This is a genomic window from Nonomuraea marmarensis, assembly GCF_043197025.1.
GTDB classification, from domain to species: Bacteria; Actinomycetota; Actinomycetes; order Streptosporangiales; family Streptosporangiaceae; genus Nonomuraea; species Nonomuraea marmarensis.
In genome coordinates, this window is sequence record NZ_JBICRM010000005.1 from 47028 (window position 1) to 64404 (window position 17377).

16 protein-coding genes are annotated in these 17377 nt (G+C 69.8%); 12 read left to right on the forward strand and 4 right to left on the reverse strand.

The window, feature by feature from the left end; genetic code table 11:
- The first annotated feature begins 11 nt into the window (after window positions 1-11).
- The 9 genes from ACFLIM_RS09495 to ACFLIM_RS09535 all read left to right on the forward strand — a co-directional run bounded on the left by ACFLIM_RS09495 (window position 12) and on the right by ACFLIM_RS09535 (window position 5914).
- A complete protein-coding gene (locus tag ACFLIM_RS09495) occupies window positions 12-326 on the forward strand; it encodes a hypothetical protein (RefSeq protein ID WP_393164086.1) in 315 nt (104 codons plus the stop codon).
- Entirely contained in the window at window positions 323-1228 is a 906-nt protein-coding gene (locus ACFLIM_RS09500) for a WXG100 family type VII secretion target (protein WP_393164087.1), read from the forward strand. The genes ACFLIM_RS09495 and ACFLIM_RS09500 overlap by 4 nt, the downstream gene beginning before the upstream one ends.
- A 28-nt stretch (window positions 1229-1256) precedes the next feature.
- Window positions 1257-1679, forward strand: coding sequence for a YbaB/EbfC family DNA-binding protein (locus ACFLIM_RS09505; protein WP_393164088.1), 423 nt, complete (start codon window positions 1257-1259; stop codon window positions 1677-1679).
- A gap of 132 nt (window positions 1680-1811) precedes the next feature.
- Complete coding sequence (locus ACFLIM_RS09510) at window positions 1812-2129, forward strand: WXG100 family type VII secretion target (RefSeq protein WP_393164421.1); 318 nt, start codon at window positions 1812-1814, stop codon at window positions 2127-2129.
- A 14-nt stretch (window positions 2130-2143) separates the two neighbouring features.
- Window positions 2144-2458, forward strand: coding sequence for a WXG100 family type VII secretion target (locus ACFLIM_RS09515; protein ID WP_393164089.1), 315 nt, complete (start codon window positions 2144-2146; stop codon window positions 2456-2458).
- Between the two features lie 37 nt (window positions 2459-2495).
- A complete protein-coding gene (locus ACFLIM_RS09520; protein ID WP_393164090.1) occupies window positions 2496-2900 on the forward strand; it encodes a hypothetical protein in 405 nt (134 codons plus the stop codon).
- A gap of 12 nt (window positions 2901-2912) precedes the next feature.
- Entirely contained in the window at window positions 2913-4220 is a 1308-nt protein-coding gene (locus tag ACFLIM_RS09525) for a hypothetical protein (RefSeq protein WP_393164091.1), read from the forward strand.
- Window positions 4221-4230: 10 nt separating this feature from the next.
- Window positions 4231-4698 (forward strand): hypothetical protein, encoded by a 468-nt coding sequence (locus tag ACFLIM_RS09530; protein ID WP_393164092.1) that lies wholly within the window; start codon window positions 4231-4233, stop codon window positions 4696-4698.
- Between the two features lie 13 nt (window positions 4699-4711).
- Window positions 4712-5914 carry a hypothetical protein gene (locus ACFLIM_RS09535; protein ID WP_393164093.1) on the forward strand — a complete coding sequence of 401 codons (1203 nt, stop codon included), beginning with the start codon at window positions 4712-4714 and terminating at the stop codon, window positions 5912-5914.
- 2 nt (window positions 5915-5916) lie between these two features.
- On the opposite strand, the gene ACFLIM_RS09540 is transcribed toward ACFLIM_RS09535, so the two are convergent.
- Window positions 5917-6801, reverse strand: coding sequence for a M23 family metallopeptidase (locus tag ACFLIM_RS09540; RefSeq protein WP_393164094.1), 885 nt, complete (start codon window positions 6799-6801; stop codon window positions 5917-5919).
- 131 nt (window positions 6802-6932) lie between these two features.
- On the opposite strand from ACFLIM_RS09540, the gene ACFLIM_RS09545 reads away from it, so the two are divergent.
- Together ACFLIM_RS09545 and ACFLIM_RS09550 are read left to right on the forward strand one after the other, a co-directional pair.
- Entirely contained in the window at window positions 6933-7913 is a 981-nt protein-coding gene (locus tag ACFLIM_RS09545) for a hypothetical protein (RefSeq protein ID WP_393164095.1), read from the forward strand.
- A 10-nt stretch (window positions 7914-7923) separates the two neighbouring features.
- Complete coding sequence (locus ACFLIM_RS09550; protein WP_393164096.1) at window positions 7924-8688, forward strand: hypothetical protein; 765 nt, start codon at window positions 7924-7926, stop codon at window positions 8686-8688.
- 3 nt (window positions 8689-8691) lie between these two features.
- Here the strand turns inward: ACFLIM_RS09550 and eccB are convergent, their stop codons facing one another.
- Both eccB and ACFLIM_RS09560 read right to left on the reverse strand, forming a co-directional pair.
- Complete coding sequence (gene eccB, locus ACFLIM_RS09555; protein WP_393164097.1) at window positions 8692-10101, reverse strand: type VII secretion protein EccB; 1410 nt, start codon at window positions 10099-10101, stop codon at window positions 8692-8694.
- A 55-nt stretch (window positions 10102-10156) separates the two neighbouring features.
- Window positions 10157-11746, reverse strand: coding sequence for an alpha/beta hydrolase family protein (locus ACFLIM_RS09560; RefSeq protein WP_393164098.1), 1590 nt, complete (start codon window positions 11744-11746; stop codon window positions 10157-10159).
- Between the two features lie 79 nt (window positions 11747-11825).
- On the opposite strand from ACFLIM_RS09560, the gene ACFLIM_RS09565 reads away from it, so the two are divergent.
- Window positions 11826-12392, forward strand: coding sequence for an ArsR/SmtB family transcription factor (locus tag ACFLIM_RS09565; RefSeq protein WP_393164099.1), 567 nt, complete (start codon window positions 11826-11828; stop codon window positions 12390-12392).
- Window positions 12393-12419: 27 nt separating this feature from the next.
- Here the strand turns inward: ACFLIM_RS09565 and ACFLIM_RS09570 are convergent, their stop codons facing one another.
- Window positions 12420-17138: an FtsK/SpoIIIE domain-containing protein gene (locus ACFLIM_RS09570; protein WP_393164100.1), complete on the reverse strand. Its 4719-nt coding sequence runs from the start codon at window positions 17136-17138 to the stop codon at window positions 12420-12422.
- Between the last annotated feature and the right edge of the window lie 239 nt (window positions 17139-17377).

The window sequence follows — 17377 nt, forward strand, 5'->3', positions numbered from 1 at the left end:
AATCGGGCGTCGTGGCAACCAATCGTGAAATCCACATCACGTCCGACGGCATCGCGAGCACCCGGCGGCGCGTGGAGCGCGAGCTGAAGGACGAGATGATCGGCTTCGTCAGGAGCCTGGTTCCGCTCACGGCCCTGGGCGGCCTCGGTTTCGGCGTCATCGGAAACCAGATCATCGGGAGCACGTACGAGGGCATCATGGAGCAGGCCGACGGGCTGCTGGGGGACGCCCAGGGAGCGCTCGACGGCTGGGACGGAGCCCTGGCCATCTGCCAGCGCAACTGGCGGGCCGCCGAGGACCACAACATCGTCCAGTACCGCGCATGAGCGATCGCTACCTCGACGCGATCAACAAGGGCCGCGGCGTCCGCCCCCGCGATCCCTACCTGGACGCGATCAACCGGGGCACCTCGGTACGCCCCCCGCGCACGCCCTCGGTCCCGCTCAACCCGGCCACCGGCCGGATGGGACCGATGCCGGCCGCCTCCGAGGGATCCATCAGCGGCAAGGTGCTGGAGTCCCTGAAACGGCTCGCCAGGCTCTCGCCCTACCTGATCCCGGTCGCCGCCATCGCGGCCATGGCGGTGGCCGACGAGGTGGGCATGGCGCAGGCGGCCAGCGTGTGGAAGTTCGGCATGGGCGCCCGGCTCGACGACGGCGTGAAGAACCTCATGCCACAGATCCTCGCCACGTCGAAGAGCGGCTGGATCGCCCAGGACCAGGAGGAGTTCGCGCGGGTGCAGGCGGCCTTCCACGCGGAGATCGGCGTGCTGCGCAACACGTTCAACGAGATCGGGGGCGTGGTCGACGAGGTCGCGGCCGGCTTCCGTAACTACTGGCTGCAACTCGGGTCGACGGTCGTGTCGGCGACCACGCTGCTGATCGGGGTCATCCGGATGAAGTTCTCGCCGGTACCCATGGTGTCGGCGGCGGGGATGATCCTGGAGCACCTCGTCGGCACGATGATGGTCAGCATCGTCACCGTCTTCACGGGGCTGCTGGGCTCGATGCTCAAGAACGGCGTGGACGTGCTCGGGACCCTGTTCAAGAAGGCGCACCAGTTCGGCTTCGTGTTGCCGCCCGGGGCCGCGGCCATCGACTTCGGCCGGGCCACCATCCACACCGCGAACTTCCCCTCCTTCCAGGAGCCGCACGCCCGGGGGCAACTGCCCGCCGGCTACCAGAAGTTCGACTGGGTCGCGCCGGATGTGCAGACAACCACGCCCTGATTGTGGCTTCTGAGGCAGGATTAGGCCTGTGACGGATTTCGGGGACTTCGGCAACATCGACATGGACAAGCTCCTGCACGGGGTGGACCTGCAGGTCGCCAAGGCCGAAGAGCTGCAGAAAGCCATGACGAGGCTGGTCGGCCGGGGGGAGGACGAGGACGGCCTGGTCGTGGCCGAGTACGCGCAGGAGGGCCTGCGTACCGTGGACATCCACCCGAAGGGCATGCGTCTGAGCGCGGAGGAGTTGTCGGAGAAGGTCAAGATCGCCGTAAGCGAGGCGACCGCCGATCTGCAGCGTCAGGTCGGCGAGCTGATGGCCGAGTTGTTCGGTGAGCAGGGGAGCCCCGAGGCGATGCTGAAGCGGGTCAACCGGGCCGAAGCCAGCTACGACCGCGCGTTCGAGGACGTCATGGGCGAGCTCGACCGGATCCGCCGCGATCTCGACCTCTAGCTTGACCAGCAGGTTTGCTGCTGTGTCGGGAACCTGTTACATCTTGGCCATAGGGACGCCTGTTACTCAAGTGGCAAATGGTGCTTATATGGGTAAGAAAACCGAAATGCTCGGAGGTGACTAGTGTCCGAAATGTTTGGCGCGAGCCCGGGTCAGATCTCGAAGGCGTCCGGCCATGTCGTCGACACCGCCCAGTACATCGAGGGTCTGCGGTCCGCGGTGGAGACCACGGCGAACGGTCTGCTCAGCACGGGCTGGCTCGGTCCTGCGGCGGCCAAGTTCAGGACCGCCATGACCAACTGGGACACGAACATGCGGAACGTGCGTACCGACCTGGAGCGCATCGCCGAGAACATGGGCGTCAACGCGATCACCTACAGCGCCGCCGACCAGGACGTGCAGGCCGGTGTGGGGCGCGTCGAATCCCTCATCAACGTCGACGTCAAGTAGGAGGGGGGACCACGATGTCCGCTGAGCTCGACTTCACCAAGGTCAACTTCGGGCAGATGGAGCTCGCCCAGGGCGACATCATCTCGATCCTCGGCTCCTTCGAGAGGGCCACGGACGACCTGCTCGTCAAGTTGAAGCAGGACCTGGCCGGTCACTGGGAGGGCCCCGGTGGCGCGGAGGAGTTCTTCAGGCAGCACGAGGTGAAATGGCAGCAGGCCGCCGCGCAGATGCGCTCGCATCTGAACGAGCTGCAGAGCGCCGTCCAGATCGCCAATGAGAACTACCGGGCGGCCGAGAACCGCAACAGGGCCATCTGGGTCGACGGCTGAGCCGTACCGGCAGCCGGACCATGGGAAAGGGGGGATCATGGCCGAGGAGTCGTGGCCGGGGCTCGACGACACGGACGACGAGCTCTACTACGACGTGGGCAAGATGCGCTCCGTCGCCGACGACCTGGAGATCGCCCTGGTCCCCACCCAAGGGCCGGGCGGGACCCGGGAGGGCGGCACGGGCGCGGTGGAGGCCCTCACCAAGTATTTCTCCCTGGACGAGGAGCACATCGGGCGGTGGCCGGCCGCAAGCGCGTTCGCGCACAGCGTGGGCACCACGGTCCTGGCTCCGGGCGAATACGGCCCGGTCTTCGCCGCGCGAGGAGAGCGCCTCGCCCAGCTCTACCAGGAATACGTCGAGTGCTGCCAGGCCGTCATCCGGGCGATCAGGGACAGCGCCGACACCTACGAGAGAACGAACCCGACACAGGGTGACGCCTGAAAGTGAGAGGCCGTGGCAGAGCGGACAGTTGACATCCGCGACCCCGACTACGAACCGAAAGTCGAGTGCGTCACCGAGTCGCGGGAGCAGATCCAGGCGTGGTTGGAGGCCACGTCGCCGCTCGAAGTGCAAGACAGAGGCTTGACCTACGGGCGGGTGGCAGGCGCGATCAGGGCGGTGGCCGAAGCCCTCCCCGAGATCGGGACGGTGCTCCAGGGGGCGTGGAGGTCCACCAACTCCGCCCAGGCCCAGCGGGCGCTGCGCATGCTCAACACCAGCGGGGTCGAGCTGGCGGCCGCGATGGACAAGGTGTCCGGGGCTCTCACCTCCTACGGGGAGGTGGACCTGCCCAACGCGATCGACGCGGTGCGGCACGCGTCGGAGGGGCCGACGCCGGAGCCGTCGCCCGGTCCCTCGCCGGCATCCTCCGCCGAGCCGACCGTGCAGCCGACGATCGGCTCGCAGCCTTCGCCTGGGCCGAGCTCGCAGCCCTCGCCCGGGTCCAGCACCGCGGCGTCCGAGGCGGACCGGAAAGCCAGGCAGGCGATGCAGGATCTCAACAGTCGCATCGCCGTGCTGTACCGATCGATCCCCGCAAGCGTGACCATCGATCTGCCGGAGGTGTCGCCGGCCGGGGGTCCCGCGCCGGAGCGGCCCCTGCCGCTGCGCGAGCAGGCGTCGTACCGCGAGGGGGACTACTGGAACGGCGGCGGGTCGGGCTCGTCCGGCGGCGGCTCGCACGCAGGTGGCGGCGGTGCGGGCGGCTCCGGGAGCTCGGGCGGCCCCGAGGGCTCGCGTGGCCCCGACGGCGGGTCCGGCGACGATTCCGGCCACGATTCCGGTACGGGCACGGACGATCGCCCGGGCACTGACCCGCCAGGTGCTTCGGACGACCAGGGCGGCTCCTCGTCCACGGATCAGCGCGACCAGGACGGCACCACGCCTCCCGTGATCGACAACAGCACCCCCGACGAGGATCGGACCACGCGGACGCCGGGCGACACGCAGGACCCGCGCGGCACCGAGGCGGCGAGCACGCCCGTCAATCCCCCCGCCCACACCCCCACGACCGGTTACACCACGCCGCCCGCCGGGACGCCCGCGGTGATCGGCGGCGGCGGGTCATACAGCCAGCCCGGTGTGGCCGCGGCCGCGGCGAGCCGGGCGGGGGTGAACGGCATGGGCATGCCGTTCATGCCGATGGGCGGCGCCGCGGGTGGCGAGCAGGAACAGGACCACGAGCGCTCTACGTACCTGACGGAGGACCGCGACATGTGGAAGCCGGGGGAGAGCGCCACATCGCCGGTGATCGGCGCCTGAGGGAGGCGGCATGGCACTCGAACTGGACCCGGACTGGCCGGGCACCTCGGACAAGGATGAGACCGCGGACCCGTATACCCACCGTCCGGAGGTCAGGCGCATCGCCGGAGAGATGAACGAGCTGCTCGACAAGCTCACCACCTCCTCCGGGATCCCCGTGACCGAATTCGCCATCGCGCCGGGTGCGCCGGTGCCCGACCCGCAGCTCCCGACGGGCGCCGGGTCGCTGCCCGACCTGCGGCAATACTGCGCGCTCAGCGAGACCCAGCTGGGCGAATGGCCCACGGCCCTGCAGTTCTCGTTCTCCATCAGCTCGGCCTATTCGGTGCTGGTCGGTGAGCCCGGCACCACCTCCGGCCTGTACGCGAGCCTGGTCGACACGGCCGGCCGGACCTTCGACGCGCTGCTGGACATCGCGAAGACCTCGGAGGGTGCCGAGCAGGCCTCGCAGGAAGCCGCGGCGCGGCAGGAAGTCTGAGACGGAGATCACCATGGCTGAGCCCGACAGGCAGACCATCCCGCTCACCTACAACAACAACGAGCCCCTCGACACCTCGACGCCCGATCCCTCGTTCCTCGAGAGCATGATCACCAGCACTCTGGACCAGGTCAAGGAGTGGATCGACGCCACGAACCCTGGTTCGGTGCGGCTCGCGGGGATGTACTACACGGCCGCCGAGTCGCTGCTGAACGGCTTCGCCGGCGATCTGAAGGCGAAGTCGACGGAGCTGGCCGACCACTACAAGGGCCCGGTCGCCGTCGAGACGCAGAAGCAGTTGCGAAGCCTGCACGCCAGCGCGCGTGAGCTGGCTCAGAAGCTCGGCGCCGTGGGCAGGGTGTTGACGGACTACGCGGAGACGCTGACGTGGGCTCAGGCGAACGTGGTCGAGTCGCCCGGCCGCGACTCCCGCTCCGACAATGACATCGACTGGGCTGGGCAGATCCCGTTCTACCGGCTGCACCGCGGCGACCAGCGGGCGGTCGATCACCTTAAAGAGGTGAACGAGCGGATCGTCGGGCACTACCAGCAGTTGCCTACCGAGGTGCAGCAGGCGCTGCCGGACCCGAACGTTATCCCGATCCCGAACTTCGACGACGGTGGCGGAAGAATCCCCACGATGCCGAACGTGGGCGGAAATCCCGGCCTGGGTGGCTACCAGGGGGCCTCCTTCGACCCCGGCTCGATTCCCGGTGGCTTGCCGGACACGCCGGGCGCGGGCGACGGATCCTATCCGTCCGGGCAATACCCAACCGGCTCAGGACCCGGCGGCCCGAACGCCGGCGGACTCGACGGGAGCAATCCGTACGCAGCGGGCGACCCGTCCGGCCTGACCGACACCACGCTCGGAGCGACCCCCGGCCCCTCCGCCGGGACACCCGGAAACTACGGCACCACCAACCTGGCGGGCTACGACCCCTCGCTCGGCGCGCCCAACGGCGGGAACACCACGACGACGGGCGGCCCAGGCATGGGGCCGGGCACGAGCGCGGGGTCCGGCGGCGGTGCGGGCGCGGGTGCAGCGGTCGCGGCGGGCCGAGCCGGGGCGAACGGCATGGGGTTCCCCATAGTGCCCGCGGCGGGCGGGACCCGCGGCGGCGGGGAGGAGACCGGCAGGGAGAGCACGACGTGGCTCGCCGAGGACGACGACGTGTGGGGCGGGCCCGAGGGCACCACCCCGTCCACGCTCGCCTGATCTCAGTCGCAGTGCTCGAACGGGCTGTCGTACGACGCCGAGCCGATGGCGCCGCCCCACTTGACGCAGACCCGGGGGGCGGCGGCGCGGACCGGGCCCGCGTAGTACTGGAAGCTGCCCGCGTCGGTCTTGCGCGCCTTGCCCTTGACCTCCAGGTAGGCGCGCATGGCGGCCTTGCCGGAGGTGCCGCGGCGCAGGGTCGTCACGCAGTTCTGGCCGGTGGCGGCCGAGTACAGCAGGACCACCTTGCCCTGCGAGCCGAGGGAGGCCGAGTCGACCGGCTTGTAGCCCGCGCCGCAGACCTGCTCGGCCGAGTACGGGTTGCCGCTGCTCGGCGGCGGTGTGCCGGTGCCGCAGTTCTTCGAGGTCAGCGTCTGGTTCGGGTAGCCGAACGTGGCGCCGTTGAACCTGGCGCGGACGATCGTGCCGGACGACGTGCGCTGCTCGTAGTGGAGGTGGGCCACGAGCTTGTACTTGGCCGACGACTTGCCCACGGTGCCGATCTTCTGGCCCTGCCGCACGGTCGCGTTCTTGGCCACCGATCGGGCGTTCAGGTGCCCGTACAGCGTGACGGTGCCGTCGGAGTGGCGGATCTTTACCACGTTGCCCAGGCCGTCCGCCGTCCGGTATTCGGACATGATGACCGTCCCGTCGGCCGCCGCCACCACGGTCCGGCCGATATCCGAGTTGCCGTCGTTCTTGCTGCGGTTGAAGTCGATCTCGTAGCCGGTGTGTGCGGAGCTCTGGCTGCTGCCCACCGCGGTCTCTCCGCAAGAGAAGGGGAGCTGGAACGTGGGTGCGGCCGCCGCGGCGCTCGCCGTGCTGGTGCCGGCAAGGGGGAGTACGGCGACGCCGCACAGGCCTGCCATCAGGGTCTTGATCCGCATGGGGAAAGGCTGCCAGCCGGATCATGGAACCGTCTAGATCATTTGCTGTCTGTTCACGTCAATAGTTGATATTTGTCGATATTGTTTGCCAGGTCCGGACATAAGGCGACTTATGGCCAGGGAGGGTGATTATGGGCGCTGGGGATGACTACCTGGCCGGCCTGCAGAGCGGTGCCGGGGTCACGATCCACTTCAAGGAAGGCAAGATCGAGGACCTGGGCGAGGACCTCGGTGAGCAGGCGCCCGGTGTGCAGACGATGGCCAGGAACACCGGAGGCATCCGGGTCGAACCTCCCGCGTTCGGCGTCGTCGGGATCGGCCTGAACTACGCGCACGACCGTACCAAGGACGGCGCCGCCGGCGCGCTGGACATGGCCAGGACCGCGCTGGAGGATTACCGGACCGCGCTGGCCAAGCTCGACAAGAACTACCAGAAGGCCGACAAGGACAACGACGGCATCATCAAGGTGGACTCCGGCGGCGACGGAGGCGACATAGGGGCCGGCAGCGGCTTCGACCCCAGCGCGTACAAGATGCCCAAGACGCCCATGCCCGACGCGGGCGGCCTGGGGAAGACGGACGTGCCCACGATGCCGACCGCGGAACTGCCGCGGACCGACCTCCCGTCGTCGGACGTGCCGAACACCGATCCTCCGACCTCGAACGTCCCGCCCCCCAACATCGCCGACCCGAGCGTCCAGAATCCGGACATCTCCCAGCCCAACGTGCCGTCCATCGAGGACCAGCTCAACCACAACGTGCCGGCCCTCGACCCGAACTCGCTCCCGGCCGACCCCGGCAAGACGGACCTGGCCTCGTTCGACCCCTCCGCCCTGGGCACCCCTGCCACCCCGAACGCGACCACGTCCGTCGGCCCGGGCATGTCCACCGGCGGGCCGTCGGGCGGCGCCGCCGGGGCCGCGCCCGCCGCGGCGAGCGCGGCCGGCCCGCGCGGCGGGATGAACGGCATGAACGGCATGCCGTTCATGCCCATGATGGGAGGCACCGGCGGCGAGCAGGACCGCGAGCGGGACAAGCCCGAGTACGTACGCGGCGACGAGGACGACTGGCTGGACGACATCGACATCGCACCCCCGGTGATCGGCGAGTAGGAGCTGTCGCATGGAATTCGCGGAATATGACTCCAACAGGTGGAAGTCCATCGCGGCGGCCGGGATGGCGACCACGGCCGCCGGGGTCCTCTGGCGATATCCGCTGGCCAAGAGCATCGCCGTGATGATCGGCTCCCTGGTTTCGAACCCCGGGAGCATGAAGGAGGCGGCCAGGACATGGGCGGATCCTACGAACGGCGACGGCTGCCTGGCCTTCGACGGCATCAAACAGGAGCTGCTCAGCCTGAAGCAGCACATCCACGACAAAGAGTGGTGGAAAGGGCCCGCGTGGCAGGTGTTCAGCGACTCGATCGACACGTTCGTCGACCAGCTGGACGCGGCCAAGAGGTATCACGAGGGCGTCGGCAGCGGCATGGACCTGATCGGCACCCTCTACCACTGGGCCGTGGAAGTGGCCTGGCTGGTCGCCAACATCCTGACCACGATCGCCGCGTGGCAGGTGCTGACCTACATCTTCCCTCCACAGGCCCAGCTCGCGACCCAGGTCGCGACCAACGGCATCCTGACGAGCCTCGCGCAGGCGCTCAGGGGCCTGCTGGGCAAGCAGATGAAGGGCGTGGCGGTGCTCTCGGGCCTGCTGCTCACCGTCAACCTCATGTGCGGCACGATGACCCAGCTCATCGACAAGAACCGCCCCAGGCCCGACTACGAGCCCGCGGACCTGGAGTACATGGCCCCCGAGGACGATTCGGGCGTAGGCACCCTGCAGCCGAAGAACGGCGGTATGCCGAACGTGGGCTCGATGAGCATCTAGCCCTTACTGGGCGGTGACCTGCAACGGCGACCGCGCCACCGCCGGATCGAGGGTCGGCCCCTCGGGGATCAGGTGGGCGAGATTGAAGGGCACGGGCGCGACGTCCTCGGCCCCGTACCCCAGCTTGTTGACCTGCTCGGCCGACTGCAGGGGATATTTTCGACCTTGGTCGCTGATGATGAAATAAGTCTGGACGAATCCCTTCTGTCCATCTCCCGGCAGTAGCCCGCCCAGCGCCGCCGACCCCGCCGGCATCAGCACCTGGTCGAAATGCTCCTGATCGCCCCGGGCGCTCGGCGCCGGGATGTTCATCGTGCCACCGACCGTGACCTTCGCCCGGGCCGACCCGTTCTGCGTGTCGGCGTACACCGCGCAGAGCGGAGCCGACGACGCGCCCACGACCTTGGGGAAGCTGGTGGGCAGCCCGCCGACGGTGAGGCTGCGGGCCGACGTCTTGGCGTTGGCCGTGGCGGCGTCGATCTCCACCGGCTTGGCGCCCCGGCCGCCGTACGCGCGGGTGAGGCCGGGGTCTTCGAGCAGCAACGTCGCCTGCGTGAGGTTGATGGGCGCCAGGCCGTCGGCGAGCAGCACGTACCAGCGCGTGGCGGCCCCGCCCACCCCCTGCACCGTGTAGACCTGGCCGACCGCCGCCGTCCCCCCGCTCGGCCCGCGCACCTTCTTGCCCAGACCCTGGATCTTCGGAGGCAGGAAGTCCGGTCCCTGGGGGATCGCGTTGATCCAGGTCGCAGGCACCTTCCTGGGCCGGGTATTGAGGGCGCGCACGCCGCTGTCGTTCGCCTTCATGCGCTGGTCGTTCCAGACCACCCACGGCTGCTGACCGTCCGTGACGACCAGCGCCCCGCCGCCGACCGGCGTGCCGCCGACGTCGCTGCCGCCCACCAGCGTGACGTACGGCACCCGCGTCCCCGCGGCGTCGGGGGCCTCGGTCACGCATACCGACCACGGCCCCTTGACCAGCTTCTCCCTGGCGGGCAGCGAGTCGGGCGCTCCGGCGATGCCCACCAGGGGGCCGCGCGGGTATTTGGCGAGGGAGGCGGCGGACACGTTGCGTACCTTGAAGTCGGACGCGTCGAGCAGCAGCAGGGCGGAGACGTAGTTGGCGACGGGCAGGAGCCGCCGCTGCTCCTGGCTGTAGACGTATTTGGCGCCGGTCTCCTCCTCGACGAGGAGCTGGCCGGGCTCGTCCAGCTTCGTCGCCCCGCCGGGCCGCAGCAGCCCCCAGATCCCGAACGCGGCCACGATCAGCACCGCGACCAGGACCCCGCAGAACATCGCCACGTTGTGCCGCCGCATCGGAGACTCGGGCACATCGGGCTCCGCCTGCAGCAGCGCCATTCCCAGACGCTGCTGCATGAGCCGATGCGCCTGGTAGAGGTCCTTCCGGGTCTGCATGTCACCTCTCCCGTATCGCAGGGATCAGCATAGAACGCCCACATGTCAGAAACCTCTACGGAAGCAGCAACCCCCAGTACAACGCCCATGGCAGGAACACCACGCCACCCACGACGAGCAGCCCGAGCCGTACCTGCTCGCCCTTGGCAGCGGTACGCCGCCACCGCACCCCGACCATGACGGTCGCCACGACGGTCACGAGCGCGAGCGCCTGCAGCGCGAGCCACAACACGGGCCTCCCCGCCACCACGGGCCCGGGCACGGCCAGCTTTCCTCCGGTCCTGATCAGATAGAACAGGTACGCGAACCCGCCGAGCACCGCCACGAGCCCACCGGCACTCACGATCCGAGCAGCCCGGACACCCTTCACCCGACCCTCGGCCTCACCGCGTCGCCGAACCCACCGGATCAGGGCGACCACCGGATACCCGCAGAACGCGACCAGGAACACCACCAGCGCCACCAGCTGAGCACCCGCCGACTCCCACCATTCGGTTGGCGGCACCGCCACGGAGTCGTCTGCCTGCACCGGCGCGGGGCCGGCGACCTCGGCCACGGGAGCCCGCCCCGACGTCACGTCATCCACCCACGTCCCGACCAGCTCCGCATAACCAGGAGCCAGCTCGGGCAACCGCGTGACCCCACCGTCGGGCGTCCGATGCGCCGCATGATCGGCATCGGCGAAGAACCGGAACGTGTAAGCCCTGTTTCCCCCTCTCTTCAGAGCCGCGGCGAAGATCGGCGGAGTCTCCCGAGGCGGAGTCAGCAGGTCATGAACCCCCCAAATCCCCAGTACGGGCTGCCGTACCCGCCCGAGGACCGGCTCCGGATCGAAGTACGGCTCGGGAAACAGCCCGCCATCCGCGATCACCCGATACATCTTGGGCTCGGCGTGGTCCACGATCGACCCGCCCACTCCCGCCTTCCGCAACCCGGCGGCCACCGCCCAGGCCTGCTGCCGCAACGGCTGCAACGCGTTGGCCCCGACCACCACCACAAAGGCGATGTCCGTGGACCGCGAGGCCGCGAGGGGCGCCACCCACCCGCCTTCGCTGAGCCCCCAGATCCCGACCTTCCCCGGATCAACCCCCGGCTCCTTCCGAAGCGTCCCCACGGCCCCCAGCGCATCGTCGGCCAGCGTCGAGTAGGACCTCTCGAACAGCGAATACCCTTCGGCTCGCTTGTCGTAGACCAACACCGACAACCCCTGCCGGGCAAAGGCCACAGCCTCGCCCAGCAACTGTGCCCGCGGCGTCCCGCTATCGGCCCCATGCACCAGCACGACCCCGGGCCGCCCGGGCTGAGCGCGTACCGGACTGATCACGCTGCCCGCCAACTTCAGCCCGCCACCACCCCGAAAGGCGACATCCTTCGCCACGAGGTCGCCAGGAACGACAAGCCCGCCAGGGCCATCGGCCGCGGCACCCACCGCATCTCCGGCCGCGGCACCCACCGGGTCATCCGACGCGGCACCCACGCCGCCGCCCTCGCTCGAAACGCCGCTGGGCTCATTCGAGACGCTGGCGACCTTGTACGAGACGTTGTGCGCCGCCGTGCTGCCCACCGACGCGAGGGCCACTCCCGCCGGTGTGGCGGCGAGCGCTAAGAGGGCGGCGGAAGAAACCACCGCAAGAATCATTCGCATACCGCCGAACATAGTCTGCAGAGAACTCTCGGCAAAGACTTGTCTGCAGATATCGTTCTGTAGGACTAGCCTGCTCCTCATGAAGGATGACGAGCCGTTCGTGCTCCACGACCCAGACAGGCTCAAGGCCCTGGCCCATCCCATGCGCCGCCGCATGCTGACCCACCTGAACATCCACGGCCCCGCCACCTCGACCACCCTTGGCGAACTGCTGGGCGCCAAAACCGGCACCACCAGCTACCACCTGCGCCAACTGGAGAAATACGGCTTCATTGAAGAAATCCCCGAACGCTCGGCAGGCCGGGAACGCTGGTGGCGCCGCGCCGCCCAACTCCCTCGCGACATGCGCGCCCCCACCCCCGACCAACTCGCCCCGGAGGACCGGGCGGTCCTGGAGGAGTTCCACCGGATCGGCTTCGAGGAGGACCGCGCCCTGCTGGAGCGCTTCCCGGCCGCCTACCGCGCCGACCCCGACTGGACGAAAGGCTCAAGAGGCCTGGCCCGCATGACCAAGCAAGAGCTGAACGACTTCCACGAGGAGTACATCGCCCTGCTCCTCAAGTACAGCCACCCCGCCGACGACGCCCCACCGGACGTCCGCCCGCTGTACGTCCGCCTCTTCACTCTCCCCGCCGACGAGACCTGACCAAACGCGCCCTCACACGACAGGACATCAGCCGTTGTCCGGGAACGCCGCCTGGACGGGTGTGATGTTGCCGGTCGTCACCAGGAAGCCCCGGCCTGGCGGGCCTCCTACCGTCCCGCGCGGCAGACGGATCGTGAAGATGTCGCCGTCCGCCTGACTCTGAACCGCCAGCAGCAGCCCCGTACGAGACTTGCGCGTCTCGGCCACGAACCCGCGATAGGCAACGGCCAGATCCCCTGTCGCACCGGCGATCAACAGCCCGTGATCGCCGTCCCGGCCCGAACGGAGCACCTCCTCCAAGGCCGTTCCCAGCGGGGCATCCGGATTGATCAATTCGGCGTCGTCCACCAGCACGACGTAGTGATGCAGGTCCGCGACTAATTCCGGCAGGTTCACAGCGTTGCCATCCAGTACGGCCACCGCACCGGCCAACTCCCTCAACGGGCTGCGCCTGGGCGCGATGGCGATGACCGGCGTGCCGTACTCGATCAGCGAACGGGCGGCCGTCAACAGGACCGACGAACGCCCAGACCGGGACGGACCCGCGATCACGGCCCCGGGCCCGTGTGCCAGCAGATCGAGCCCGAGCGGCGCAAGCGCATCACCCCCCGCTCCGACCAGCGCCCACAAGGGCGACGGAGGACTGAACGCCGGATCCAGCGCCACTGCCTGGGACGCGGTGATGCGCATCGGAAGCGCGTCCACGCGTAGCGGCGGCTCCCCGCCCCAACGCCAACCACCCTTCCCAGCGGCCAGGGAACGCTCATGAGTCGGACTCGCCCCCCAGCGACCAACGGACGGCGCGTCAGCGTCTGGCGGAGTATCGGGATCGGGGGGCAGTGGAGTGCCGGTGTGAGGTGCGTCCGCGGTGCGGGCCAGGGCTTGGAGAGCAGCCACCTGCGCCGGCCCCGCTGGATTGGCGGAGAGGAGCGCGATGTGGTGCTCCACGATGCCGTGTTCGCCCATGGAGAGCGCGCGGCCCGGGGGCATCGACGAGGGCAGGCCCTTGAGCGGGAAACCGGCCAGGCCATAGTCGGAGGGGTCGGAAAGACGGAGGAGCAGGCGGTCGTCGAAGACCGTCGAGACCTGGCCGAGCAGGCCCGACCGGTCACTGGTGACCACCGCTCTTAACCCCACCGCCGGGCCCTCGCGCAGCAGTTGCATCAGCGCCTCGATCAGGCGGCCGTAGTCGTAGCTTTCGAAGGCGGCGACGAAGCCCTCCCAGCGATCGAGCATGAACACCAGCCAGGGCAGGCGATGGCCTGCCTGGCGGTATTCGGCCAGCGAGGCGTGCCCGGCCTCGGCCAGCAGCTGCTGGCGGCGGCCCACCTCGGCCCGGAGCCGGGTGAGCAGGCGTTCGACCCGGTCGAGCTGGTCGCGGGTCACCACGGCGCCGCAGTGCGGCATCGCCACCAGCGGCAACAGCGCGCCCGAGCCGCAGTCGACCGCATGTACGTGGACGTCTCCCGGAGAGGCCTGGGCCGCGATGGAGCCCGCGATCGTGCGGAGTGCCGTCGATCTGCCGCTGCGCGCGGCGCCGGCGATGAGCAGGTGCCCTCCGCGGACCAGATCGACCGCCAGGGGGTGCCGATCCTGTGCCCAAGGCCGGTCCGTTACGCCGAAGGGCAGCGGCGCCACCTCAACGAACGCCCCAGGGGGCCCCTGGCCAGCGGAGAGGTCGAGGACGAATTGGGTGGGGAGCGGGTCCAGCCAGGGACTGAGTTGGGCGGGGACCCCGGCCAGGTGGGCGGCTTCGATGAGGGCGTCGGCGACGAGGGTGAGGTCTGTGGCCGTCGAGTCCTCCTCCGGTTCGGGAGGGGGCGGGAGGGGTTTGCCCAGGGAGCGCCAGTTCACGTCCAGCACCCGGACGTCGCCATCCGACCCGCCGAACGGATCCTTCGAGCCGGGCGACGTCGCCGGACTGCGGCCCCCGACCCTGGCCGTCTGTACGGCGGTCGCCGCCCCCACCCCTGACCGGACGTAACAACGCCCTGGCGTCGACTTGGAGATGTGGGCGGCATCCGGCAGGTCGATGACGTCGGCCGACTCGGCGGGCTCCGTCATCCGCAGGGCGATCCGCAGCGAGGTGTTGGCCTGGATGTCGGCCGTGACCACGCCCGCGGGCCGCTGGGTGGCCAGGATCAGGTGGATGCCCAGCGAGCGGCCTCTGCGGGCGATGTCGACCAGGCCCGTGACGAAGTCGGGCAGCTCGGCCACCAGAGCGGCGAACTCGTCGATGATCAACACCAGCCGCGGCAAACCGGGGCCCGCGTAGTCGTCGATGTCCTTGGCCCCGGCCGCCAGGAGCAGGCGCTCCCTGCGGCGGATCTCGGCCGCCAGCGAGTCGAGCGCACGTTGTGTCAGGTGGCCGTCGAGGTCGCTGACCATGCCGACCGTGTGCGGCAGGCGTACGCACTCCTTGAAGGCGGCCCCGCCCTTGTAGTCGATGAGCACGAACGTCAGCTGGTCCGGCCGGTTGGCCACCGCCAGCGAGCAGATCAGCGTCTGCAGCAGCTCCGACTTGCCCGCGCCCGTCGTGCCGGCGATCAGGCCGTGCGGGCCGTCGAGCTTGAGGTCCACCGAGAACGGGCCGTCCGGGCCGATGCCGATCAACGCGCGAGTGGAGCCCCGGTCCCGCCACTGGGCGGCCAACTCCTGGCCAGCAGGGTTGGGCATCCCCATCAGATCCAGCAGGCGGATCGCGTCGGGGAGGTTGCCGGCCGGATCGTCCCTGCTCACGTCGCGGATCGGTGACAGGGCTCTGGCCAGGCGGTCGCACCAGGTGGCGGAGACCAGATCGCCCAGGACCGGGCCGATGACGTCGAGGCCGCCGCCGAGCAGGCGGATGAGACCGTCGGTGCCGCACGCGGCCACGGTCTGGCACTCCTCGGGCAGCAGGCGCTGGTCGTCGTCGATCGCCAGGGTGAACACGCCGGAGCGCGGCCCCTGGCGCAGCACCTGCGGCATGTTGGGCAGGCCGCGCAGCACCTGGGCGCCGTCGAGGATCACGAGCACGTCGTAAGGGCGTACGTCATAGGAGGAGAACGTCGGCTTCTCCGGCCCGCCGAGGTCGTCCCACCCGGTGGGGATCTTGCCGAGCTCGGGGATCGAGGTGTTCTGGCGCTGGTCGATGAGGGTGGCGAGCTCCGAGACGCGGCGGGCGGCCGACTCGGGGTCGGTGCCGATCAGCGCCACGCAGTCCTCGCCCGCACGCGGCGCGCAGTGCGGCAACCAGCGCATCCAGCCCCAGCGCTGCTCGCCGTCGGCGTGCGCGGACACGACCACGATGGCCAGGTCACGAGGGCTGTGCAGGGTCGCGGCCTGGGCGATCAGCCAGCTCGCCAGGCTCGTCGCGGCCGTACGCGGGCCCGTGACGCCCGCCACCCCCAGCCTGCGCATGGGCAGCGCCACGGGCACGGAACGGCAGATCGGCGGCTCGATGGGCCCGCCCTGCTCCTCCGACAACTCCAGGTTGGCGGGCAGGTCGGCGAGCCCGACCCGGAGTCTGAGCGAGTCGGAGTCGTGGATCCTGCGCTCCCACAGCCGCCTGCGCGGACCCGTGGCCGTGAGCAGGACCTGGGCCGGATCGGGCGCGTCGGACCTGCGCGCCGCCTCGTCCGCCACCCTCGCCCGCTCGACCGCCTCGTCGTAGGCCTGGAGCTGCTCCTTGTATTCCTTGATCGCCTTCTTGTGCTGCTTCTTGCCGTGGCGGCGGTCGCTCCACCACTGGCCGATCATGATGACCGGGGTCATGAGGGCGACGAGCAGGTAGTACGGCTGCTTGAGGGCGAACGCCAGCGTCACGCCGAGCACGGCGGGCAGGAGGGCGGCCAGGAGTTGCAGGCGCAGGCCCTCGTTTCTGCTCGGCTCCTTCGGCTTGACGAGCTTGCGCTCGGGCTCGGGGCGCCGGAGCCTGGGCGGGCGGTTGTAGGACACGCCGCCCTCGGCCCTGGGCGCCAGGTGCGCGTCCCTGGGCTCGATCGACGTCAGCACGAACACCGAGGAACCGCAGGTCAGCACCGCCTGATCGGGCCATTCGACGGGCTCGTTGAGCGGCCGCCCGTCGAGCTCGGGGATCTCGCCGTAGTCGGCGGCGAACTCCGCCGCCGCCCGCTCCGCGACCCTCGCCGAGAGCTCGGCGACCTCGTCGGCCCATCGCCCCTTGAGCTTGAGCTTGGGCGCCGCACCCGGCTCCCGCCAGGCCCGCTCCACGGTGATCGCGTCCGGCGTCACGCGTACGGCCACCGCCTCCGGAGCGAGCGCCGGATCGGCGACGGCCATCGCGCACGTCGGATCGGAGCCGATGACGTGCACGCCCAGCCCCAGCCGGTGCACCGCCCCGGCCGCGGGACCGCCCACCACCCGCACCTCCGCCACCCCGCCCGGCTCCTCGATGATGGTGGCACGGGCGAGGTGGGCGTCGAGCGTGACCTTGTCGCCGTCGCGCAACACCGCGGCGGCCCTGGCTCGCGGGTCCAGCGGGCGGCCGTTGCGCCACAGGGCCGGAACTTGGCCGCCCGGCCCGCCGGCCCGCTCCGGCCTGCGGGGATGGGGCACATGAGCGCCGGTGTGGGCGGTCGCCGACAGCCCGTAGGGTGCTCGCGCTCTGGGCAGCCGGACCACCGTCGCCAGCGGCCCGTGATCGCTGAGCGCCTCGCTCACCCTTGCCACTGTGACGCTGTCGTCGCCGTCGATCACGACGTCACGGTCGCCCTGCCCGCCGAGCACGGTGAGCATGATCCGCATGGTCCCGTCTCCTCGCTCGACCTCGGGCGCCAAAGGTAGCGCCCGAAGCGAGGCTAGGCCCGCGGGTTGACGGCAATGGCATGGCAAGCCGGTCCTGTGGATGAGGAGAGGTTGGTGCTCCGGCTGCCTGTGGACAACGCGCTCCAGCAGGCCGACGGGAATGGCTGGTTTTATTGGGATAAAAGCACCAAAAAGCAGTCAATGTGACAGATGTTATTCATGTGGCGACTAGCCGGAAA